The sequence below is a fragment of the Flavobacterium sp. PL002 genome, from assembly GCF_054165825.1.
The window spans coordinates 2692501-2715541 of the sequence record NZ_CM135110.1 but is presented as its reverse complement, the minus strand read 5'-3'; the positions used below and the strand labels follow the sequence as shown (position 1 = coordinate 2715541).

At 31.3% G+C, this 23041-nt stretch carries 19 protein-coding genes and 1 rRNA gene (1 of these 20 cut by a window edge); 14 read left to right on the top strand and 6 right to left on the bottom strand.

Going from position 1 to position 23041, the window contains the following annotated elements; translation table 11 throughout:
- Positions 1 to 308: 308 nt before the first annotated feature.
- The 9 genes from ACVEGE_RS11865 to ACVEGE_RS11825 all read left to right on the top strand — a co-directional run bounded on the left by ACVEGE_RS11865 (position 309) and on the right by ACVEGE_RS11825 (position 16232).
- Positions 309 to 794: a SixA phosphatase family protein gene (locus ACVEGE_RS11865; RefSeq protein WP_192499800.1), complete on the top strand. Its 486-nt coding sequence runs from the start codon at positions 309 to 311 to the stop codon at positions 792 to 794.
- A gap of 7 nt (positions 795 to 801) precedes the next feature.
- Positions 802 to 2871 (top strand): polyphosphate kinase 1, encoded by a 2070-nt coding sequence (ppk1, locus tag ACVEGE_RS11860; protein ID WP_173854718.1) that lies wholly within the window; start codon positions 802 to 804, stop codon positions 2869 to 2871.
- 48 nt (positions 2872 to 2919) lie between these two features.
- Positions 2920 to 3810, top strand: a complete 891-nt coding sequence (locus ACVEGE_RS11855) for a Ppx/GppA phosphatase family protein (RefSeq protein WP_173854719.1) — start codon at positions 2920 to 2922, stop codon at positions 3808 to 3810.
- Between the two features lie 960 nt (positions 3811 to 4770).
- Positions 4771 to 5223, top strand: a complete 453-nt coding sequence (locus tag ACVEGE_RS11850) for a hypothetical protein (protein WP_173854720.1) — start codon at positions 4771 to 4773, stop codon at positions 5221 to 5223.
- Positions 5224 to 5271: 48 nt separating this feature from the next.
- Positions 5272 to 11940, top strand: a complete 6669-nt coding sequence (locus ACVEGE_RS11845; RefSeq protein ID WP_458008542.1) for a DUF7507 domain-containing protein — start codon at positions 5272 to 5274, stop codon at positions 11938 to 11940.
- A 75-nt stretch (positions 11941 to 12015) separates the two neighbouring features.
- Positions 12016 to 12924 carry a PorP/SprF family type IX secretion system membrane protein gene (locus ACVEGE_RS11840; RefSeq protein ID WP_173857373.1) on the top strand — a complete coding sequence of 303 codons (909 nt, stop codon included), beginning with the start codon at positions 12016 to 12018 and terminating at the stop codon, positions 12922 to 12924.
- A gap of 11 nt (positions 12925 to 12935) precedes the next feature.
- A complete protein-coding gene (locus ACVEGE_RS11835; RefSeq protein ID WP_192499797.1) occupies positions 12936 to 13847 on the top strand; it encodes a tetratricopeptide repeat protein in 912 nt (303 codons plus the stop codon).
- Between the two features lie 40 nt (positions 13848 to 13887).
- Complete coding sequence (locus tag ACVEGE_RS11830) at positions 13888 to 14244, top strand: tetratricopeptide repeat protein (protein WP_225738036.1); 357 nt, start codon at positions 13888 to 13890, stop codon at positions 14242 to 14244.
- A gap of 50 nt (positions 14245 to 14294) precedes the next feature.
- Entirely contained in the window at positions 14295 to 16232 is a 1938-nt protein-coding gene (locus ACVEGE_RS11825; protein WP_192499796.1) for an OmpA family protein, read from the top strand.
- A gap of 4 nt (positions 16233 to 16236) precedes the next feature.
- On the opposite strand, the gene ACVEGE_RS11820 is transcribed toward ACVEGE_RS11825, so the two are convergent.
- The 5 genes from ACVEGE_RS11820 to ACVEGE_RS11800 all read right to left on the bottom strand — a co-directional run bounded on the left by ACVEGE_RS11820 (position 16237) and on the right by ACVEGE_RS11800 (position 19818).
- Complete coding sequence (locus ACVEGE_RS11820; protein ID WP_192499795.1) at positions 16237 to 16755, bottom strand: CAP domain-containing protein; 519 nt, start codon at positions 16753 to 16755, stop codon at positions 16237 to 16239.
- Positions 16756 to 16931: 176 nt separating this feature from the next.
- A complete protein-coding gene (locus ACVEGE_RS11815; protein ID WP_192499794.1) occupies positions 16932 to 17444 on the bottom strand; it encodes a CAP domain-containing protein in 513 nt (170 codons plus the stop codon).
- A gap of 1691 nt (positions 17445 to 19135) precedes the next feature.
- Positions 19136 to 19264 (bottom strand): hypothetical protein, encoded by a 129-nt coding sequence (locus tag ACVEGE_RS11810; RefSeq protein ID WP_255505322.1) that lies wholly within the window; start codon positions 19262 to 19264, stop codon positions 19136 to 19138.
- Between the two features lie 84 nt (positions 19265 to 19348).
- The gene (locus ACVEGE_RS11805) at positions 19349 to 19633 is read right to left on the bottom strand and encodes a transposase (protein ID WP_225738037.1); all 285 of its coding nucleotides are present in this window, start codon (positions 19631 to 19633) and stop codon (positions 19349 to 19351) included.
- Between the two features lie 32 nt (positions 19634 to 19665).
- Positions 19666 to 19818 carry a hypothetical protein gene (locus tag ACVEGE_RS11800; protein WP_458008652.1) on the bottom strand — a complete coding sequence of 51 codons (153 nt, stop codon included), beginning with the start codon at positions 19816 to 19818 and terminating at the stop codon, positions 19666 to 19668.
- A 359-nt stretch (positions 19819 to 20177) separates the two neighbouring features.
- Between ACVEGE_RS11800 and ACVEGE_RS11795 the strand changes: the two genes are divergently transcribed.
- The 5 genes from ACVEGE_RS11795 to ACVEGE_RS11775 are packed head-to-tail and all read left to right on the top strand — an operon-like array spanning position 20178 to position 22815.
- On the top strand, positions 20178 to 20471 hold the full coding sequence (locus ACVEGE_RS11795; RefSeq protein WP_225738034.1) for an ISAon1 family transposase N-terminal region protein: 294 nt from the start codon (positions 20178 to 20180) through the stop codon (positions 20469 to 20471).
- A complete protein-coding gene (locus tag ACVEGE_RS11790) occupies positions 20461 to 21195 on the top strand; it encodes an ISAon1 family transposase (RefSeq protein WP_458008651.1) in 735 nt (244 codons plus the stop codon). Before ACVEGE_RS11795 ends, ACVEGE_RS11790 begins: the two co-directional genes overlap by 11 nt.
- Entirely contained in the window at positions 21179 to 21472 is a 294-nt protein-coding gene (locus tag ACVEGE_RS11785; protein WP_458008541.1) for a transposase, read from the top strand. Before ACVEGE_RS11790 ends, ACVEGE_RS11785 begins: the two co-directional genes overlap by 17 nt.
- Before the next feature lie 13 nt (positions 21473 to 21485).
- Positions 21486 to 21848, top strand: a complete 363-nt coding sequence (locus tag ACVEGE_RS11780; RefSeq protein WP_458008540.1) for an ISAon1 family transposase N-terminal region protein — start codon at positions 21486 to 21488, stop codon at positions 21846 to 21848.
- Positions 21832 to 22815 carry an ISAon1 family transposase gene (locus ACVEGE_RS11775; protein WP_192501650.1) on the top strand — a complete coding sequence of 328 codons (984 nt, stop codon included), beginning with the start codon at positions 21832 to 21834 and terminating at the stop codon, positions 22813 to 22815. Before ACVEGE_RS11780 ends, ACVEGE_RS11775 begins: the two co-directional genes overlap by 17 nt.
- A 146-nt stretch (positions 22816 to 22961) precedes the next feature.
- On the opposite strand, the gene rrf is transcribed toward ACVEGE_RS11775, so the two are convergent.
- Positions 22962 to 23041, bottom strand: a 5S ribosomal RNA gene (gene rrf, locus ACVEGE_RS11770) (it continues 30 nt past the right edge of the window).

Here is a 23041-nt window from a genome sequence, read left to right as displayed (position 1 = left end):
AAAGGCAAATATTTTAAACACAAAGTTAGTTATCATTCTAACAAATTTAAATTTTCATCTATAAAAACCTAATAAAACCGTTGAAAGGTATTTATTCGTAAATATAAACCTAATATTTTCATATTTTTTTATTAAAACACTTTGTTCATACAATTGAAAACTACTATTTTATCTCTTATTATAAAAAGCAACACTTTATATTTACGCAATCGTACTAACAACGGTTTTAAAATATAAAAAAAATATTTGATTAAAAATACTTTTAAATTGTACCTTTCTGTTTCTGTTCAACTTATTTATTTTTAACTATGAAAAAACTACTATTAATAAGACACGCAAAATCTAACTGGGACACTCCATTGAAGGATATTGACAGACCATTAGATCAACGAGGCATTAATGACGCTCACTTAGTTTCTTTAAATATCTCAAATTTTATTCCAAAAACGTATGTAATGCATTGCAGTACAGCTAAAAGAACAACTGCAACCGCATTAATATTTGCACAGAACCTGCACTACCCTATTGAAAGTATCATTTATAAACCTGAATTATACACTTTTGATGAGTCACAATTAGAAAAAACCATCAAATCAACTGATAATTCTATTGAAAGTATTATTCTTTTTGGTCATAATGCCGCTATTACAAATTTTGTTAATAAATTTGGGGATGTTTTCATTACTAATGTACCTACAACTGGTTTTGTATCATTAGCATTTGAAGTAAATAATTGGAACGATATTAAGGACGGAAAAACTATAAAAATAGTGACTCCAAAAGATTTAAAATAAAAAATAAGTGTTAGAACAAAAATACATAGATAGAGAAAAAAGTTGGTTAGCATTTAACGCACGCGTTTTGCAAGAAGCCGCTGACCCAACAGTACCTTTATTAGACCGCCTTCGCTTTCTAGGAATATTCTCTAATAATTTAGATGAATTTTTTAGAGTACGATTTGCGGCAATTAGAAGATTGAGCTTGTCTGGTAAAAGTGGCCAGAAGATTCTTGGCGGAATTTCGGCTCAACAGCTAGTTAAAGACATTACTGAGATAGTTATTGAGGATCAAACAGAAAGTTTGGTTATTTTAAAAAGTATCGAAAACGAACTTAAATTAAAAAACATTTTTATCATTGATGAAAATGAAATATCTATTGAGCAAGAAAAATTTTTAAAAGATTTTTTTATTCAAAAGTTAAGTCCAGAACTTGTTACCATTATACTTAATGACCTAGCCGAGTTTCCTTTATTAAAAGACAACATGGGCTACTTAGCCATTAAGCTAGTCATGAAAAAAGAGGCCGAAGTTCGTTATGCTATTATTGAGATTCCTAAAACAATGAATCGTTTCTTGGTATTACCATCTGACGACGATAAACAATATGTGATATTATTAGATGATGTTATTAGACATAACCTTAAAAGCATCTTTAATATTTTTGATTACGAAAGTGTATCGGCACACATGATTAAAATAAGTCGTGATGCACAACTTGACATTGATAGTGATTTAAGTAAAAGTATGCTTGAAAAAATATCTACTAGTGTAAAGGAAAGACGAATAGGAGAACCGGTTCGTTTTATCTATGACCAAGAAATTGAAACTGACACCCTTCAATTCTTTTTAGATAAAATGAAAATTGTTTCTACTGATAGTATTATCCCTGGAGGAAGGTACCACAACAGACGTGATTATATGGATTTCCCTAATTTAGGTAGGTTTGATTTGTTGTATAAAAAAAATGACCCTTTACCTATTCCAGGTTTAAGCTTAGAAGGAAGTATTTTAGAAAAAATAAGCAATAAAGATTATTTGTTAAACGCACCTTATCAGTCATTTTCTTATCTAACCAAGTTTTTGCGTGAAGCAGCCTTAGATCCAAAGGTTACTTCTATAAAAATTACCTTGTATAGACTTGCTAAAAATTCGCAAATTATTAGTTCGTTAATTAACGCAGCTAAAAACGGAAAAAAAGTAGTAGTCCAGATCGAACTACAAGCTCGTTTTGATGAAGCCTCGAATATTTCTTATGCTGAACAAATGCAAACAGAAGGTATCGAATTGATTTTTGGAATAAAAGGATTAAAAGTACACAGCAAAGTATGTGTTATCGAAAGAAACGAAAACGGAAAAACAAAACGTTATGGTTTTATCTCTACCGGAAATTTTAATGAAGCTACCGCAAAAGTTTATACGGATGTCACTCTTTTTACCAGTCATCAGCAAATTTTAAAAGACATTAACAGAGTATTTGAATTTTTTGATATAAATTATAGAATCCACCGCTATAAACATCTTATTGTTTCCCCTCATTATACGAGAACACGATTTTATAAACTTATTGACAGAGAAATTTTGAATGCTAAGGCAGGTCGAAAAGCCTATATAAAATTAAAGATGAATAGTTTGTCTGATTTTAGAATGATTGATAAATTATACGAAGCTAGTAATGCCGGTGTAAAAATACAATTGCAAGTTCGCGGAATTTGCTCGTTGATTCCCGGCGTAAAAGGAATGAGCGCAAATATTGAAGCCATAAGTATTGTAGACAATTATTTAGAGCACTCCCGAATTTATATTTTTGCTAACGGTGGGCAAACGGCTGTATACATTTCTTCGGCTGATTTTATGACTCGTAATTTAGACGGAAGAGTCGAAGTTACTTGTCCTATATATGATGAAGAAATAAAACAAGAGCTTATTGACAACTTTGATATTGCCTGGAAAGGAAATGTTAAGGCAAGATACCATTCATCAAAACTAGATAATAAATATAGAGATAGTGATAACGAACCCATATTTAGAGCACAAATTGAAACCTATAAGTACTATCAAAGCAAAGTAGATTCCTTAAATGAAGAATTTTAAATTATCCTTCTTTCTATTTATTTCAAAAATTAAAAATCATCATCAACAATGATTAACTTAAAAAAATATGCCGCAATTGATATTGGTTCTAATGCCATGCGATTGTTGATTGTAAATATTATTGAACAAGAAGGAAAAGAACCTCAGTTTAATAAAAGCTCTCTTGTACGTGTACCTATTAGGTTAGGGCAAGACGCTTTTACTGTGGGCGAAATATCTCAGGAAAATATTGACCGAATGGTTGATGCAATGACCGCTTTTAATTTATTAATGAAAGTACATAAAGTACAATCCTATAGAGCATTTGCCACATCTGCAATGCGAGAAGCTTACAATGGAAAAGAAATTGTAGAACTCATTCAGGAAAAATCAAATGTTACCATCGAAATTATTGACGGTAAAAAAGAAGCTGCTATTATTGCCTCAACCGATTTGTTACATCTATTAAATACTGACAAAACTTATTTATTTGTTGATGTAGGTGGTGGAAGCACTGAATTCACTATTTTCTCTAACGGAAAAATCATTACCTCAAGATCTTTCAAAGCTGGAACTGTACGTTTATTAAACAATATGGTTTGCGACTTAGTTTGGGAAGAAATTGAAAAATGGATAAAAATAAACACTGAAGATTTTGAAGAGGTAACCTTAATAGGTTCTGGAGGAAATATCAATAAGCTTTTTAAAATGTCTGGAAAAACACAAGAAAAGCCTTTATCTTACATCTATATCAACTCACAATATGCCTTCTTAAATTCGTTAACATACGATCAAAGAATATCGGAACTAGGACTAAACCCTGACCGTGCCGATGTAATCATTCCTGCTGTTAGAATTTATCTTAACGCTATGAAATGGAGCGGCGCCCGACAAATATATGTTCCTAAAATTGGATTATCTGATGGGATTGTAAAAGCAATGTATCACGGTAAAATATAATTTATAATAACTAAAAGTAGACCATAAGCCTTTAGTAACGCAGTCATAGCAAACATAATTACAATAATGGCTCAACACACTAAAGTTACTGAAGGCATCAATCTTAATAATCTACTAACCCTTTCTCCATATTATTGGCTATATTTAATTTTTGTATTTAGTTGGTATATTGACTTCCTTTTACAATAATTTTCATTGGCTATTATCGGGTTGATAACAAACATTCGGATCTAAAAAGTTAACGCTTTAAATAATAAAGTAGTTCCCCTAACTACTACTTAAATTTTATTGTAGCACAACTTCTCGTTTATTATCAAGTGTATTCCCGCTTTCCGTTGCAATCTTTTACTTTTTAAAGAATAAAGTAAAAGGATTTACACTACAATCGGGGCTATAATTCAACAGTAGTGCTCCCCTCCTATTTCACACAAAAATAAAATAGTCAATACGCCATTATACAATAAAATCACTAATTTACTTGCTCAAACACGCTTAAAAACTGCTCTTTAACGTTTATATTGGTTAATTATAGAAAAAATTAATCATTAATAAACTTTACAATTACATTTATAAAAGAAATAATGATACCACTCTGTAAAACAGAGAGGTACAGGAATAATTTACCTACAAAGAGTATTCTTTTTAACCCCAAAAAAAAGAATAATTATTTTCCTGAAAATTTGGCATCTTGACTAGATGCTAAAATAAAAATATTGAACCTACATAAAGTTTAGTATTTATTCTAAAAGATTTTTAGCATAAATAGGATACCCTACACTTTAAAAAATATTGACTTTAACTATACAATAAAAATAGTAACCCAAACTAATTTTTATTGGATAACAATATATTTTACTAAAGCTATTACTAAAATTAAACTAGAATAATATGGAATCAAATTCTACTCAACCTAACAAATTTTATTTACCTAATATAAATAACATAACTTTTAATATAGTCATGCTATTTCTAATATTAGCAAGCGCTCTTTCTTACGGACAATCTAATGTTTGTAATGCAACTCTAAAGGTAGAGAATGATGGAAATATTAGGAGCACACCTCCTTCAGGAACCTATTATTCACTTTTTATAAAAAATAATGGCGTTGCTGTTGATACATATACACTTGCCTCAAAAGATATAAATGCAACATGCCAAAATCCTGATGGCTCCACTACTGCCGAAAATGTATTAATAAATTTAGACTTTATTGATGTTAATAAAAATCCCATCAACACTATTAGTGTTAATCCAGGTGAGTCGATCAATTTTTATGCTCATGTCACTCTAAATCCCGCTACAAAAAAAGAAAAATGGGCTTGTACCTCTCTTTTCGTCCAATCGGGGAATTGTACTAACTACAAAACAGAAACTATTCTGCATACCTACATTATTGATCCATCAAAAGATTAACAACAACAAAACCAACATCTATTTTATCACATTTATAATAATTATCTGATGAAAAAAACTTTACTCTTTTTTAGCAATTACTTGCAAGACATAAATAAAATAGGGATAACAATAGTATTATTGTTTGTATCTACAATTTTTCATGGGCAAACTATAACAACAAAAAGAACCGTTACTCAAAGCGCCAGCTCTTGTAATGCTATAGATGTTCAACTAGATATTACTGGTGCTAACCCAACTAACAAAGATTCTGATATAATATTAGTAATTGATGTATCTGGGAGTATGGGATATGGCATTTCTGGGGATATAAAAACCTCTATTGATTATGCTAAAACTGCTGCTAACTCTTTTATAAATAGTGCTTCTCAAAATCCCAACAACCGAATCTCAGTTGTTTCTTACGCTAACACAGCAAAACTAGAAATTGGTCTAACAACTTTAAATCCAGCTGGTATAGCAGCATTAAAATTAAAAATAAATTCCCTAAACGCTAACGGATCTACAAACATCGAGGACGGAATCACTAAAGCCGAAATAGAATTAGAACAAAACGGACGATTTGATTGCAATACTTCTCGAAACATAGTTTTACTGACTGATGGTGTTGTAAATAGATTTGGATCTAGTGGATCAAATTGCACGTCAGGAATTAATGGCGAATGTGTCCAAAAAAGTATAATTGCCGCTAATAAAGCTAAAACTACTACTAAATCTGGAGTTCTATACAACAATCAAATATTCTCTGTAGGTTTATTTGGAGGAATAAATGGTAACATAAACACACCTGGAAGTCAACAATATATAGCAAAATACACTTTAGATGGTATCCAAGGAAGTCCTGCTATTATAACTCAAAATGCAGCAAACCTTACTACTATTTACAACGATATTGCAGCCAAACTATCATGGGTAGCACAAAATCTTTCTGAGAAAGAAATAATTCCTAGCAATTATACTATCAATGTAGTAACAACTAATAACGGTACTCAATCCTTTTCAGGGCAAACCATAACATGGGAAAATAAATTCCTTAACGTGGAGACTATTACACTTAAATATACTTTAACTCCTAAAACTGCTATTTGTGGGAGTGCTAAAATCAGCGAATCAATATTAAATTATGTAAATTCATCATGTAATCCAGACACTAAAACTATTGAAAACGGAACCTATAATTTCCCTTGTTTGCAAATTGATTTAGCTTCAAAAGAAAATGTAAAATGTTTTGGAGAAAGTTCTGGAAATATTAAAATAACAGCTTCTGGCGGAACTGCCCCTTATTCATTCGAATGGAAAAAAGATGGCAGCTCCACTGTTTACGCCACAACTCAAAATCTACTTAATATTCCAAAAGGAACCTATAAAGTAATCGTTTTTGATAAAGACAAATGTAAAACAGGAGAGTTTACCGAAACTATCACTCAGCCTAATGCCGCTTTAGCAGTCTCTTTAGATTCTCAAACTAATGTAAATTGTTATAATGACAACACTGGAGCAATAAAACTAACAACTACTGGTGGAACGGCATCCTACACTTATTCATGGAAAAAAGATGGAACGGCAATCGCTGCTACAACTGAAGATTTAAACAACCTAGCAAGCGGTGTTTACGAAGTAACTGTTACTGATGCAAAAAACTGTACAACTTCTAAAACAATTACACTAACGCAGCCTAATGCCGCTTTAGCACTCTCTTTAGATTCTCAAACTAATGTTAATTGCTATAATGACAACACTGGAGCAATCAAATTAACAACTACTGGTGGAACGGCATCTTATACTTATTCTTGGAAAAAAGATGGAACGGCAATGGCCGCTACAACTGAAGATTTAAACAACCTAGCAAGCGGTGTTTATGAAGTAACTGTTACTGATGCAAAAAACTGTACAACTTCTAAAACAATTACACTAACGCAGCCTAATGCCGCTTTAGCACTCTCTTTAGATTCTCAAACTAATGTAAATTGTTATAATGATAACACTGGAGCAATCAAACTAACAACTACTGGCGGAACGGCATCCTACACTTATTCTTGGAAAAAAGATGGAACGGCAATCGCTGCTACAACTGAAGATTTAAGCAACCTAGCAAGCGGTGTTTACGAAGTAACTGTTACTGACGCAAAAAACTGTACAACTTCTAAAACAATTACACTAACGCAGCCTAATGCTGCTTTAGCACTCTCTTTAGATTCTCAAACTAATGTTAATTGCTATAATGACAACACTGGAGCAATCAAACTAACAACTACTGGTGGAACGGCATCTTATACTTATTCTTGGAAAAAAGACGGAACGGCAATCGCTGCTACAACTGAAGATTTAAGCAACCTAGCAAGCGGTGTTTACGAAGTAACTGTTACTGACGCAAAAAACTGTACAACTTCTAAAACAATTACACTAACGCAGCCTAATGCCGCTTTAGCACTCTCTTTAGACTCTCAAACTAATGTAAATTGCTACAATGATAACACTGGAGCAATAAAATTAACAACTACTGGCGGAACGGCATCTTATACTTATTCTTGGAAAAAAGACGGAACGGCAATAACTGCTACAACTGAAGATTTAAGCAGCCTAGCAAGCGGTGTTTACGAAGTAACTGTTACTGATGCAAAAAACTGTACAACTTCTAAAACAATTACATTAACACAACCTAATGCGGCTTTAGCACTCGCTTTCGATTCTCAAACTAATGTAAATTGCTACAATGATAACACTGGAGCAATAAAACTAACAACTACTGGTGGAACGGCATCTTACACTTACTCTTGGAAAAAAGATGGAACGGCAATCACTGCTACAACTGAAGATTTAAGTAACCTAGCAAGCGGTGTTTACGAAGTAACTGTTACTGATGCAAAAAACTGTACAACTTCTAAAACAATTACACTAACGCAGCCTAATGCCGCTTTAGCACTCTCTTTAGACTCTCAAACTAATGTAAATTGCTACAATGACAACACTGGAGCAATCAAACTAACAACTACTGGTGGAACGGCATCCTACACTTATTCTTGGAAAAAAGATGGAACCGCAATCACTGCTACAACTGAAGATTTAAACAACCTAGCAAGCGGTGTTTACGAAGTAACTGTTACTGATGCAAAAAACTGTACAACTTCTAAAACAATTACGCTAACACAGCCTAGTGTCGCTATAAGTTGTTCGATTACTCCTAAAAAAGCAGTTTCCTCAAACGGATTAAGTGATGGACAAGCAACAATAAATCCTACTGGTGGAAATGGAGATTATACCTATTTATGGGATAATGGCGAAATAACTGCAACAGCAACTGCTCTTAACGGCGGTCTCCATAAAGTAACAGTAACTGATTCTAAAGGATGTCAAACGTCTTGTGAAATTACTATATCTGAACCAAATGTTTTTTCATGTAATGTTATTGAAGACTCTCCTGTAAAATGTTTTGGAGAAAACAACGGAATTGCAACGGTAACAGCATCTGGAGGTAATAAAAACTATTCTTATTTATGGGATAATGGCGAATTTACTGCCACAGCAATAGCTTTGAGTTCTGGGTTACATAAAGTTATTGTTACTGATGAGTTGGGATATAAAACTAATTGTTCTGTAATGATTAATCAACCTACGGCAAAATTAAGCGCAACTGTCGAAATAACCAATAATAACAATTGCATCACATGTAGTCATGGAATTCTAAATATTAACCCTACTGGAGGAACAGCTCCTTATACTTATTTATGGTCTAATGGCGCTACAACACAAGACATAGCTGATTTAGCAACAGGAAACTATAATGTCACAATCACAGACCAACAAGAATGTACAATAAACTATTCTTATGAAATAACACAATCTGGAATAGATATCATTAAAGAAGGTACTTTCAACGATACAAATAATGATGGTTTTGCACAAGTTGGCGAAACAATTAAATATACTTTTACAATTACCAATATTGGAAATGTTATTTTGAGTCAAATCACTATAACCGACCCAAAAGTAACTGTAATTGGTAATGCTATTACATCTTTAGCACCTGGCGATACAAACAAAAATAATTTTACCGCTGTTTACGAATTAACGCAAGAAGATATTAATGCAGGACAAGTTACCAATACCGCTTTTACAAAAGGGAAAGACACTGATAATAAAGATGTAACTGATGATGACGAAAACATAGTCAACCTTTCAAACAAGCAAAATCCGAAAGTTGCTTTAGTGAAAAAAGGTGTTTTCGCAGACGAAAATAATGATGGTTTTGCGCAAGTTGGCGAAACAATTAACTACACTTTTTCAGTGACCAATACTGGAAATGTAACCCTTACACAAATTGTAGTTACGGATCCTAAAGTAACTGTCGATGGTGCTGCAATTGCAACCCTAGCTCCTGGTGATGTTAATGAAACGAACTTTACCGCCAGCTACATTTTAACTCAAGAGGATATTGATGCAGGACAAGTTACTAATACCGCTTTGGCTACTGCCAAAGACCCTAAAAATAAGGATGTAATAGATACTTCGGGAACTACTATTGACAACGATACACCTACTGTTGTAGTGATCGACGATAAGCAAAATCCGAAAGTTGCTTTAGTGAAAAAAGGTGTTTTCGCAGATGAAAATAATGATGGTTTTGCGCAAGTTGGCGAAACAATTAACTACACTTTTTCAGTGACCAATACTGGAAATGTAACCCTTACACAAATTGTAGTTACGGATCCTAAAGTAACTGTCGATGGTGCTGCAATTGCAACCCTAGCTCCTGGTGATGTTAATGAAACGAACTTTACCGCCAGCTACATTTTAACTCAAGAGGATATTGATGCAGGACAAGTTACTAATACCGCTTTGGCTACTGCCAAAGACCCTAAAAATAAGGATGTAACAGATACTTCGGGAACTACTATTGACAACGATACACCTACTGTTGTAGTGATCGACGATAAGCAAAATCCGAAAGTTGCTTTAGTGAAAAAAGGTGTTTTCGCAGATGAAAATAATGATGGTTTTGCGCAAGTTGGCGAAACAATTAACTACACTTTTTCAGTGACCAATACTGGAAATGTAACCCTTACACAAATTATGGTTACAGACCCTAAAGTAACTGTCAACGGTGCTGCAATTGCAACCCTAGCTCCTGGTGATGTTAATGAAACGAACTTTACCGCCAGCTACATTTTAACTCAAGAGGATATTGATGTAGGACAAGTTACTAATACCGCTTTGGCTACTGCCAAAGACCCTAAAAATAAGGATGTAACAGATACTTCGGGAACTACTATTGACAACGATACACCTACTGTTGTAGTGATCGACGATAAGCAAAATCCGAAAGTTGCTTTAGTGAAAAAAGGTGTTTTCGCAGATGAAAATAATGATGGTTTTGCGCAAGTTGGCGAAACAATTAACTACACTTTTTCAGTGACCAATACTGGAAATGTAACCCTTACACAAATTGTAGTTACGGATCCTAAAGTAACTGTCGACGGTGCTGCAATTGCAACCCTAGCTCCTGGTGATGTTAATGAAACGAACTTTACCGCCAGCTACATTTTAACTCAAGAGGATATTGATGTAGGACAAGTTACTAATACCGCTTTTGCTACTGCCAAAGACCCTAAAAATAAGGATGTAACAGATACTTCGGGAACTACTATTGACAACGATACACCTACTGTTGTAGTGATCGACGATAAGCAAAATCCGAAAGTTGCTTTAGTGAAAAAAGGTGTTTTCGCAGATGAAAATAACGATGGTTTTGCGCAAGTTGGCGAAACAATTAACTACACTTTTTCAGTGACCAATACTGGAAATGTAACCCTTACACAAATTGTAGTTACAGATCCTAAAGTAACTGTCGATGGCGTTGCAATTGCAGCCCTAGCTCCTGGTGATGTTAATGAAACGAACTTTACCGCCAGCTACATTTTAACTCAAGAAGATATTGATGCGGGACAAGTTATTAATACCGCTTTGGCTACTGCCAAAGACCCTAAAAATAAGGATGTAACAGATACTTCGGGAACTACTATTGACAACGATACACCTACTGTTGTTGAGTTAACCGAAAATTCAAATTTAACCGTAATTAAAACGTCTTCTACTGAGAATTATAATGCTGTAGGAGATACCATAAGCTATCTTATTCAGGTTACAAACTCAGGAAGCGTAACACTTCATGATATAAAAGTAACTGATCCACTAACCGGTTTAGATACAACTATTCCATTTTTATTACCAGGCGCTACGGAAGAATTTAATCAAACATATAATGTAAATCAAAATGATATTGATGATAAATTCGTTATTAATATTGCATACGCAAATGGACTTACACCAAATGAAACGCCTATAAGTGCATCAGATGATGAAACAGTTGAAGCCGCAATAGTATTAGGATGTGGGTCGATAATTGTTCATAATGCTTTTACACCGAACGGTGATGGAATAAATGAATTATTTACCATTGATAATATTGATGATATATTGTGCTATCCAGAGAATCAGGTAGAAATATACAATCGTTGGGGAATTTTAGTTTTTGAAACTACAAATTACAATAATAAAACAAATGCTTTTGACGGAATTTCAAGAGGAAGAACGACAATTAAACAATCTTCTCGTTTACCGTCAGGAACTTATTTTTACATATTAAACTACACATCGCTTGGTGACAAAGGCCAAAAAATATTAAATAGAAAAGACGGGTATTTATACTTAAGTAATTAAAACAAATACCAAATTTAATTTTAAGCTAAGTATCAATCACTACAAGCTGATTGATACTTATAAATAAAGTACATTATGAGAACAAAAATACTTTCTTTACTTATGATGCTGACATCAATTGCAGGCTTTGCACAACAAGATGCTCAATATACGCAATATATGTATAATACTGTAAATATTAATCCTGCATATGCTGGATCTAGAGGGGTATTAAGTATCTTTGCACTTCATAGAACACAGTGGGTAGGCCTTGATGGCGCACCTACTACTAACGCGGTATCCTTAAACACGCCTTTAAACAGTAGCAGGCTAGGTCTAGGTGTATCAATTGTAAACGATAAAATTGGTCCAACACATGAAAACACAATATCAGCCGACTTAGCATATACAATACCTACCTCTGAAACGTGGAAACTATCATTTGGTTTAAAAGCAACAGGAAATTTATTTGATTTAGATGTTTCTCGTTTAAACCCAGTGGATAGTGATCCAAACCTACAAAATTACAGCAATAAGTTTACACCAAATATAGGAGCTGGATTATATTGGCATTCGAGTAAAGCTTATCTAGGCTTATCTGTACCAAATTTCATTGAAACAAATCGATATGATGATAATGAGATAGCTATCTATAAAGAAAAAATAAACTATTACTTAATTGCAGGTTATGTATTTGATCTTAATTATAATTTAAAATTCAAACCTGCCATACTTACAAAAGTAGTTGAAGGAGCTCCACTGCAAATAGACCTATCAACAAATTTCATGTATAATGATAAGTTTACATTAGGATTAGCTTATAGGTGGAGTGCATCAGTTAGTGCAATGGCAGGCTTTCAGGTATCAAATGGACTCTATATAGGTTATGGATATGATTTAGAAACTACAAAACTTGAAAACTATAACTCAGGTTCACACGAAATCTTTTTAAGATTTGAACTATTTAAAAACAACAAAAGAATAAATACCCCAAGATTCTTTTAAATATGATTATTATGAAAACAACAACTATTTTAACGCTAATCGTGTTTATTCTGTTTTCACATGAAATTACCGCACAATCAAACGCTGAATTAAATAATAATGATAAAGAACTGTCTGATCCTATTTCTAAAGATAAAAAAATAAAACATTACCACGTTAAAGAACAAATAAACATGAGGTTTGGAGGAAGTGTGACTACCTATAATGTATCTGATATACGTTTAATTAGTAACAATGATTTAGGTCCAGATAATAAACGTGTAGTCTACATACAATATACTGACGGAACTAAAGCTGAATACATTATTAAATCCAAAAAACCTGCTCTAAAACACATTGACCCAAGAAATACAGCAATTGCATTAAACAAGCCTAATAAACCTTCTATAATAAAAGAAAATACAATAGTTAAAGAGCAAAAAGCCACACTTTTTAAGAAGAGCAATCCAGTTTTAACAATTATAAAAGATGAACCAAAAAAACGTATAATTAATAATAATTCAACCAGTATTGTTATTGATAATAAGAATATAAAACTATCTAAAGAAGAAGATGAAAAGAAATTAAATGAGATGATATATTCTTCTATTGAAGTAAGTACAGCTAAAGACAATAAAATTGAAGATAGTTCTGCCCCTAAAAAGAAAAATTATTATGCATATATCAATGTTATAAAGACCTATGAAAAAGTAGCCGAAAAGGGATATAAATCAGTCAGTCTCTTTAAAAAATTAGGTGATAATTTTTATTTCAATAATGAAATGGATAAGGCTGCTAGATGGTACAAAGAGCTATTTGCAATGAATGAAGATTTAGATATTGAATTATACTACAGATATTCTAACGCATTAAAAGCAGTTGGTCAAGAAGAGAATGCGAAGAACTTAATGAAAAAATTCAATCAATTGATAGCAAAAAACTAAATAATTTAGAATTATCAATTTTATATAAAACAGAAATCTGATGAAAAAAAGCCTATTCTCCTGTATTATATTATTCAGTTTTATTTCATGTAGTTTATACTCTCAAAAAAATAAAACGATCAACATTGAAAAAAGCAAGGAAAATTATGCTTATGTAGATGCCATAAAAACATATGAAAAAATAGCTAATAAAGGTTATAGATCTGCTGAGCTATTTGAAAAACTTGCAAATGCCTATTATTTTAAATCAAAATTTGAAGAAGCTGCAAAATGGTATAAAGAACTTTTTGCAATGAATGACCATCTTGATATTGAATTATATTATAGATATTCTAATGCTTTGAATGCTATTGGTCAAGAAGAAAACGCAAAAAAAATAATGCCCAAAATCAATTAATTGACAAAAAAACTGAACAAAATTATACGTTTTATATAAATTATATCATTATGAGCAAAAAAATATTCTTTTGTATAGCATTAATAACTGTTTTTTCATGCAATTTATATTCGCAAAAAAACAAAATAGCCAAAGCTGATAAAAACTACGAAAACTACGCTTATATAGATGCTATAAAAACCTATGAAAAAGTAGCAAACAAAGGTTACAAGTCAGCTGATATGTTTGAAAAACTAGCAAACGCATATTATTTTAATTCAAAATTTGATGAAGCTGCAAAGTGGTATGGTGAATTATTTACCATCGACACTGTTCAAGTCAAAACAGAAAACTACTATCGATATGCCCAATCATTACGAAGCATTAATAATAATGATAAAGCAAATGAAGTTATGATTGAATTTAACAAACTCAATCATAATGATCGTAGAGGAAAATATTTTTTAAATAACGAAAAATATATCAGCAAAATACAAGCTAGAAAGGGACGTTATGAAGTTCAAAATGCTACAAATTTAAACTCTCAATATTCTGATTATGGTACACGCTTTTTTCTTGACAAAATCGTATACACTACCGCTAGAGATACTGGAGGACTACAACAAAGAAAACATTCTTGGACAGACCAATATTTTACCAATTTATATCAGGCGAATGTTGATGATTCTTTGACAACTGCAAACCCTACTAAATTTGACGCCACTGTTAGATCACGTTTTCATGAATCTACACCTACTTTCACAAAGGACGGTAAAACAATGTATTTTACTCGAAATAATTATCTAAATGGAAAAAAGGGTAAAAATGAAAATAATACTACTTTACTAAAAATCTACAAAGCCACTTATGAAAAAGGGAAATGGTCAAATATAACTGCTTTAAATATTGATAGTGATTTATATAATCTAGCCCACCCAATATTAAGTCCTGACGAAATGACATTGTATTTTGTCTCTGACATGCCTGGAACTCTTGGTCAATCAGATATATTTAAATCCTCAATTAATCCAGATGGGACTTTGAGTACTCCAATAAACCTAGGTAATTCTATAAATACTTCTGGTAAAGAAACATTTCCATTTTTAACTGATGGTGAATTATATTTTTCGTCAGATGGATACCCTGGTTTAGGTGGTCTTGATATATTTGAATCTAAAATTAATAAAGATGGAAGCTTTGGACCAGTAGAAAATATAGGTAGTGATATTAATTCCTCAAAAGATGATTTTGCTTTTATAATAAATAAAAAGTTGAAAAAAGGTTTTTTCTCATCAAATAAAGATGGAGGAATGGGATCAGATGATATATATCAATTTAAAGATAATTTTAAAAAATGCAAACAAAGTTTAGCTGGGACTATTACAGATTTAAAAACTAAAGAACTTATAGCTAATTGTAAACTTACATTATATGAAAATGAATTCAAAAATATAGGTACAACATATGCTGATGAGAAAGGGAGATATGCTTTTGAAATAGAGTGTGGGAAAACTTATAGAGTAAGAGCCGAAAAAGAAGAGTATATCACTGAAGAGAAAAAAATTGATGTTGAAGAAATAACAGGTACCACATTACTAGATTTTGATTTAGATAAAGAAATTTGTAAAGTTGCAGTAGGAGGTGATTTAGGTAAATGTTTTGGAATTAAAATGATTTATTTTGAATTTGACAAATCAAATATCCAACTTGAAGCAGCTATAGATCTTGAGAAAATATTAGATGTATTGAATCAAATACCAACAATGAAATTAGACATTAGATCACATACTGATAGTAGAGGAAGTAGCTCTTACAACGAAAAATTATCAGATAGAAGAGCAAAATCAACTATTAATTGGCTACTCGAAAGAGGAATTAATTCTAATCGAATTATTGGTAATGGTTATGGAGAAAATCAATTAATAAATAAATGTTCAGACGGTGTAGAATGCAGTGAAGAAGAGCATCAACTCAATAGAAGAAGTGAATTTATAATCACTTCACTTTAATTTATTAAATTTTAGCAAAAATATTAGTGTAATATATCTTACCTGTTTTAGGGTCTGTTTGAATTGAAAAACCAAAATGAGTATAATCCCCTTCAATATTCTTTTTATGATCTGGACTTGATAACCAAGCGTCTAAAACTGACTTAGCGCTATCAAAATTATAAGCAACATTTTCTCCAATTTTTTTAGCAGACAAAGTCGTCATAATACTCTGTGAACGTATATCAAAATTATCATGATTTAGCACATTATTTTCAATCATATACTGATCATGTTCAGCACATTTATTAGAAATAAAATTGGATAACTTTAAAGGTTTTAAACCTATATTAATTCTATAATTATTTATTAGATCAATAACTTCTACTTCATAAGAAGTATAAGTATAAGCTGTTTCATATTCAGATGAATCTTCTAATTTCGTAACAGTAGTTTCATTATTTAAATTATTATCAGAAGTGCAAGAAATAAAGAAAGAAAGAGTTAAAGAAAATGCAACAATAAAAACTATGTTTTTTTTCATAAAAAGCAAATTAAATAGGTCGTAGATTTTGGGGCTACTATTTTTGAAGCAAACATAGCATAAATAACAATGAAATAAAAAAAAAACCGATTAACTACACTTAAATAATAATAAAGTAAGTTTTAACTTTCTTAAAAAAGTTGCTCATAGTATAATTAAACTAAACAATAAAGCAACTATATTTTTGCAAATATGTTCGTGTAATATTTTTTTCCAGTAGCTGGGTCTTCTTTAATAGCAATTCCAAAATGGGTAAAATCACCTTCAATATTTTCTTTATGTGCTGGACTATTCAACCAAGCGGTTAAAGCACTTTGAGGGCTATTATAATTATAAGCAATGTTCTCACCTACCTTTTTAGCATGTAATACTTCTATTATATTTTGTGAACGAGCAACAAAATCATCATGATTAACAACTTTGTTAATGATCATATAATGATCATGCTCTTCTGATTTAAAAGAAATATGATTTATCTTTTTTAAACTATTTAAACCTACACTTACTCTATATTCATTAATCAAATTCATTGCATCTAATTCTGAAATAGAGTAATTATAAACTTCTACTTCTTTGGAAGTTTTTGCGCTATCTGAATCGTTTTTACTTTCCGAAGAATCTGATGAACATGAATTCATTGTAAATATTACTGTTAAAAATAATGAGATACTAAGTAATTTTGTTTTCATAATAATAGTAGATTGAGTTTAAAAAGATTCAGGGCGAAAATTTAAAAACGATTAGATAATATATTTTCATTATTCAAATATATGTTTTTTTATCGTTTAAAAACAAATAAAATCGTTTAAATACATTTAAAACAAACAAAGGTAACCAAAAACCTACTATTCAACTAAACTGACAACGAGTTAATAACTTTATAAAAAGTAAAAAATCATATAATTTTAAAATCAAACGTAATATTCTGGCAGTTTTCTCTAGAATAAAAATTATAAATAGCGATCCAAATAATACAAGTTTTGAAATTAACACTAAAGATCTATCACATGTTAATGTATTTGAAAATTTCTTTAATTGTGTAAAGAAATATAAAAGTGTTCCTAGGTTTGAAATCATTTCAAACGACTAAAAACATTGATTAATTACTTATCTAGATTATCCAATATAAAGGATAAAGATTAAATAGCATTCGTGAATTAAAAAAAAGTTTTGAATTTTGCATAAAATAATACTCCTATGGATAACTAATCAGATCTAATAAAATTAATACTCTCCGATTTGTAATATCTTTTTATTTAGTTAGAACAGTTAAAAAGAATGAGAAAACGTACCTTAATTTTGAGAAACGTAATATCTTACCAATTAAAACTAGAGATCGAATTGTAATAGCTAATGGTTTTATTAATGAACTTAAAACCCAAGACTTCATCTTAAGTAGTAATTGAGTATTCTTGTATGTCAAAAGACGAGATTGGTCAGATAAATATATTCGTGACCTATTTGAAAAAATTCGAATTTGGTTATAAAAAAACTTTTTTCACTAAAAGTTTACCTCCTTTTTAAAGAGATAGTTCATTATTAAGTCTTTCAATTCTTATACCTTAAAATTCTGGATTAATTGATATCGATTGAAAGAAACATTAACGTGAGTATAAAAATTCATTGAATAATTTTAAACATGCAAATATTAAACAGTCTTAAAAACAGGTTGATTTAAACGAAAAAATTAGGAAAACGCTCTATAAATAAAATTAGCTTATTTAAAGGAGAGCTATATCTAAAAAATTTCAAAAAAGAGAAAAAAAAAATTATAGTTACTATATTCTCAAGCCATAAGTTTTGACCTATTATAGAAAAAATGATCATCACTAAAATTATAAGTAAATATTAAAATCTAGTTTTTTGTGTTTCCAAATTATACAAACACAATATTTCTACAGCAAATTTAATGACTCAAAACAAAACCTGGAGAGAAATTTAAGATTTCATAATTTAGCTACCAAACAACAAGTTTTTTAAAATCAACTAAAATTCTTAAAACTCATCTTCATAATTATTAATAGAACATTTTGATTTGGTAAATACCAAAATCAAGCAAGAGAAAATGCATTTGTATTTTGAAGAAAAAAGTACACATTCAAAAAAACATAATAGACGACTTATCATTAAAGGCTTTCTAGATGAAATTATAATTCAGGACTCTCCTTTCTATATCTTCACATAAAGAAGAGACGTTCGTCTGACAAAGAATCTCAAGAAATTATACAGTACTATTGGGGTATTGTAGCACAAGGAAGCATTATTTATCATGAGCTTACGGCTTTTTTAAAAGAAATTAATAAATACTAAAGCAAACGACTGCCGCAACATGTTTTGGTAATGTACTAAAAAGTGTATAAAAGTTATTTTTACTGTTTCATTATTCTTTTAATTCGGCAACTTCACTAAAGGCAAATACAGGGAATTTATATGATTTATTTTCTTTTCCCATAGCATCTGTAACCATTAAAAACAGGACTGATTCAGGACTTGGCATCGCTCCCCTCATTTTTAAAACACGTTTGTAATCACGATTTAATCATTCAATCCATGTTAGTAGAATATACCATTGTTTGTATTGAAATCGGGTAGTTTAACACGTAAAATAAGCGGTATTCCGCTGGTTTAAAAATGACTTCAAACTAGTATAACTCTTTTTGTGCTTCTCTACTAATTTACATAAATTTTCAAATCCTTCAACAGGTGTTACAGCTTTACTGTCAATAGCAAAAACTTGCAATAGTTCTTCTGCTATTTCTAATCGTTTTATTCTGGGAAAAATCTCCAATATATTGCGTTTTATATGTATTAAGCACAATTGATGCTTTACTTTTGGAAATTCTTTTGCTTTAGTATTTTCAATAGAACTTAGTCCCATCATAAACCACTAAACCTACGCTGGAAACTCCTCTAATTCATGTTCCCACAATAATGCTCCTTCAGTTGGGTGTTTACAATACTCAAAATTTCCTTTAATCCATCTGCTTTAATACCTAGAATCGTATAATATTCTTCTTTGCTAACAGATTTATCTCCGCGAGTATTAACGAAAATAACATCGATGTAAAGTACAAATAATGAGATTCTAATTTGTGTTGAAGCTATATCGAGACATTTCTCGACTATCCTTCATTAAATAACTCATCTACTGCTTACTATATTCTTTGCCGTAAATTTCGTCGTAGATATCATTAACTTGTTCAATTGTTAGTCCCTTTTTATACAGTGAAAAAATTAACTTTCTATCCTCTTGATCTTATTCATAAAGAACATTTAATAAAATAGAGTAAAATCGGATCAATACATATTGTTGTGGGGAAATATTTAAATAAGGATATTTGTATTTTAAAATCTTATCCCAATGCAAGAATCTTTTAATGAGATCCTAAAATTATTACTACCTGAGATAATAATAAACTATTTTGAACTTACTTCTTATAAAAAGGAAAGAAGCTCTCCATCTTTATCTAAAAGAGATTAATTCACTACCTAAAGAATATCGTCAAAACAAATTAAGTTCAAAAGGATTTTTTGATGAAATAACAGTCCAGGATTTCCCTATCCGTGGTTATAAAGTATATCTTCATATCACTTGTAGAAGATGGCTTAACGAAGACATAGGGATGGTAGTTTTTAGAGATTGGAATTTAGTAGCAGACGGAACTCGTGTAACACAGGAGTTTGCATCTTTTTTAAAAGAGATCAATAGATTCTAGCCCAAATGATTGTAATACTATTGCTTCTTTCTATGGAGTTACTGGTAGAAACCTCCAGTGTCAATACAAAGACTTTTTAAGTGATTTTAAAGTTTGGGATCAAATAAAACATGCAGAAAAATGGCTTGTTTTTCCGCAAAACATTGGAAAGAACCTGTCAATAGATGAAACCTCCCTTTCAAATGGCGAACTCTATACTATTGTAACTAACAAATCTGGAAAAGGAAGAAAAGGAACTATTGTAGCTATGATTGCAGGAACTAAAGCCGATACAGTTATTGCAGTTATAGAAAAAATTGCTCTTAAACAACGAAATCTAGTTGAGGAAATAACTTTAGACATGGCGGGAAATATGAATTTGATTGCCAAAAAATGCTTTCCTAATGCAACTCGTGTTACAGATCGATTTCATGTTCAAAAACTAGCTACAGAGGCTTTACAGGAAATCAGGATTAAATATCGTTGGGAAGCTATTGATCAAGAAAATAATGCTATTGAAAAAGCAAAAAAAAGCAAATCAAATTTCGAATCTCAAATACTCTCAAATGGAGATACACTTAAGCAATTACTCGCTAGAAGTCGTTATTTCTTATATAAAAACAAATCAAGATGGACTCAAAACCAAACGCAACGTTCCAGTTTATTATTTGAATTATATCCCGACATTCTAAAAGCATATGATTTAACACAAGACTTGCGTACCATCTTTGAAAAAAAAAACTGATAAAATAATTGGATTTGCAAAACTAGCTAAGTGGCATGAAAAAGTAGATCAATCCGGATTCAAATCTTTCGGAACAATCTCTCGTACAATTACAAATCATTATCAGACAATATTAAATTATTTTGACAACAGAAGTACCAATGCCTCTGCAGAATCATTCAATGCCAAAATAAAAGCCTTCAGATCAAAATTTAGAGGTGTTAGAAATATAGGATACTTCCGGATCAAGTCTAAAAGTTGTGGGGAAATATTAAAAAAGGGATATTTGTGTTTTTAAAAATAAGATACAAATGCAAGATTCTTTTACCGAACTTCTCAAATTATTACTACCCGAAATTATTGTTGACTATTTTGAGTTAACCTCATACAAGAAAGCAGATGAAGTTTTGCATTTATACTTAAAAGAGATTAATTCCCCCCCTAAAGAATATCGTAATGAGAAACTAAGTTCCAAGGGATTCTTTGATGAAATAACAGTTCAAGATTTTCCCATTCGAGGACATCAGGTTTATCTTCATATCACACGCAGAAGATGGCTTAATGAAGACACTAGTAAAGTTGTATTTAGAGATTGGAATTTAGTAGCAGACGGAACTCGAGTAACACAAGAGTTTGCGTCTTTTTTAAAAGAGATCAATAGATTCCAAGGCTAATGACTGTAATGCCATAGCCTCTTTTTATGGAGTTAAAGGAAAAAATCTACAACATCAATACAAGGATTTTTTAAGTAATTTTAAAATTTGGGATCAAAAACCACATGCTAAACAATGGCTTCTATTTGCCCAAAATATTGGCAAACGTTTGTCTATAGACGAAACTTCACTATCCAATGGTGAACTCTATACTATTTTGACAAACAAAACTGCAAAAGGAAGAAAAGGAGCTATAGTAGCTATGATTGCTGGCACTAAAGCTGAAACAGTAATTTCAATCATTGAAAAAATCCCAATTAAGCGACGAAATTTAGTCACTGAAATCACTTTAGATATGGCAGGAAATATGGGTCTAATCGCCAAGAAATGCTTCCCAAATGCAACACGAGTTACTGATAGATTTCATGTACAAAAACTAGCTACAGAGGCTTTACAAGAAATAAGAATAAAATACCGTTGGCAAGCAATAGACCACGAAAACGAGGCTATAGAAAAAGCTAAGAAAAACAAGAAAAAATTCGAACCTACAATTTTATCAAATGGAGATACCATTAAGCAATTACTAGCCCGAAGTCGATACATCTTGTATAAAAACAAATCAAAATGGTCAGAAAAACAAACGGAAAGAGCCAAATTGCTATTCGAATTATACCCCGATATTGAAAAAGCGTACGGATTAGCTCAAGATTTACGAAATGTTTTTGAAAACACAACTGATAAAATATACGCACTAACCAGATTAGCTAAATGGCATGAAAAAGTAAATCAAGCAGAATTTAAATCCTTTAATACAATATCTAGAACGATACAGAATCATTATCAAACAATACTAAACTACTTTGATAACAGAAGTACAAATGCGTCTGCAGAATCTTTTAACGCAAAGATAAAAGCTTTTAGGTCTCAATTTAGAGGAGTAAGAAACATCGAGTTCTTCCTTTTTAGGCTAACAAATATATATGCCTAATTTTTACTTCCCCACAGGTTTTCGTTATGATCCCTTTTTTAGTACAGTATCGATTAATACCAAAAACTTTCAGGAGAGCTCCCGCATAAATACATAATTAATTTAAAACAAAAAACCCCTATCCGATAAGGATAGGGGTTTTTAAAGAAAGGCGACGACATACTCTCCCACATAACTGCAGTACCATCTGCGCAGGCGGGCTTAACTACTCTGTTCGGGATGGGAA

Bases quoted from the DNA above. Each gene is read 5' to 3' on its own strand.
- ACVEGE_RS11845 (WP_458008542.1), top strand. From the start codon at position 5,272: ATGAAAAAAACTTTACTCTTTTTTAGCAATTACTTGCAAGACATAAAT.
- ACVEGE_RS11855 (WP_173854719.1), top strand. From the start codon at position 2,920: ATGATTAACTTAAAAAAATATGCCGCAATTGATATTGGTTCTAATGCC.
- ACVEGE_RS11820 (WP_192499795.1), bottom strand. From the start codon at position 16,755: ATGAAAAAAAACATAGTTTTTATTGTTGCATTTTCTTTAACTCTTTCT.
- ACVEGE_RS11815 (WP_192499794.1), bottom strand. From the start codon at position 17,444: ATGAAAACAAAATTACTTAGTATCTCATTATTTTTAACAGTAATATTT.
- ACVEGE_RS11825 (WP_192499796.1), top strand. From the start codon at position 14,295: ATGAGCAAAAAAATATTCTTTTGTATAGCATTAATAACTGTTTTTTCA.
- ACVEGE_RS11865 (WP_192499800.1), top strand. From the start codon at position 309: ATGAAAAAACTACTATTAATAAGACACGCAAAATCTAACTGGGACACT.
- ACVEGE_RS11840 (WP_173857373.1), top strand. From the start codon at position 12,016: ATGAGAACAAAAATACTTTCTTTACTTATGATGCTGACATCAATTGCA.
- ACVEGE_RS11780 (WP_458008540.1), top strand. From the start codon at position 21,486: ATGCAAGATTCTTTTACCGAACTTCTCAAATTATTACTACCCGAAATT.
- ACVEGE_RS11810 (WP_255505322.1), bottom strand. From the start codon at position 19,264: ATGAGGGGAGCGATGCCAAGTCCTGAATCAGTCCTGTTTTTAATGGTT.
- ACVEGE_RS11850 (WP_173854720.1), top strand. From the start codon at position 4,771: ATGCTATTTCTAATATTAGCAAGCGCTCTTTCTTACGGACAATCTAAT.
- ACVEGE_RS11830 (WP_225738036.1), top strand. From the start codon at position 13,888: ATGAAAAAAAGCCTATTCTCCTGTATTATATTATTCAGTTTTATTTCA.
- ACVEGE_RS11805 (WP_225738037.1), bottom strand. From the start codon at position 19,633: ATGGGACTAAGTTCTATTGAAAATACTAAAGCAAAAGAATTTCCAAAA.
- ACVEGE_RS11835 (WP_192499797.1), top strand. From the start codon at position 12,936: ATGAAAACAACAACTATTTTAACGCTAATCGTGTTTATTCTGTTTTCA.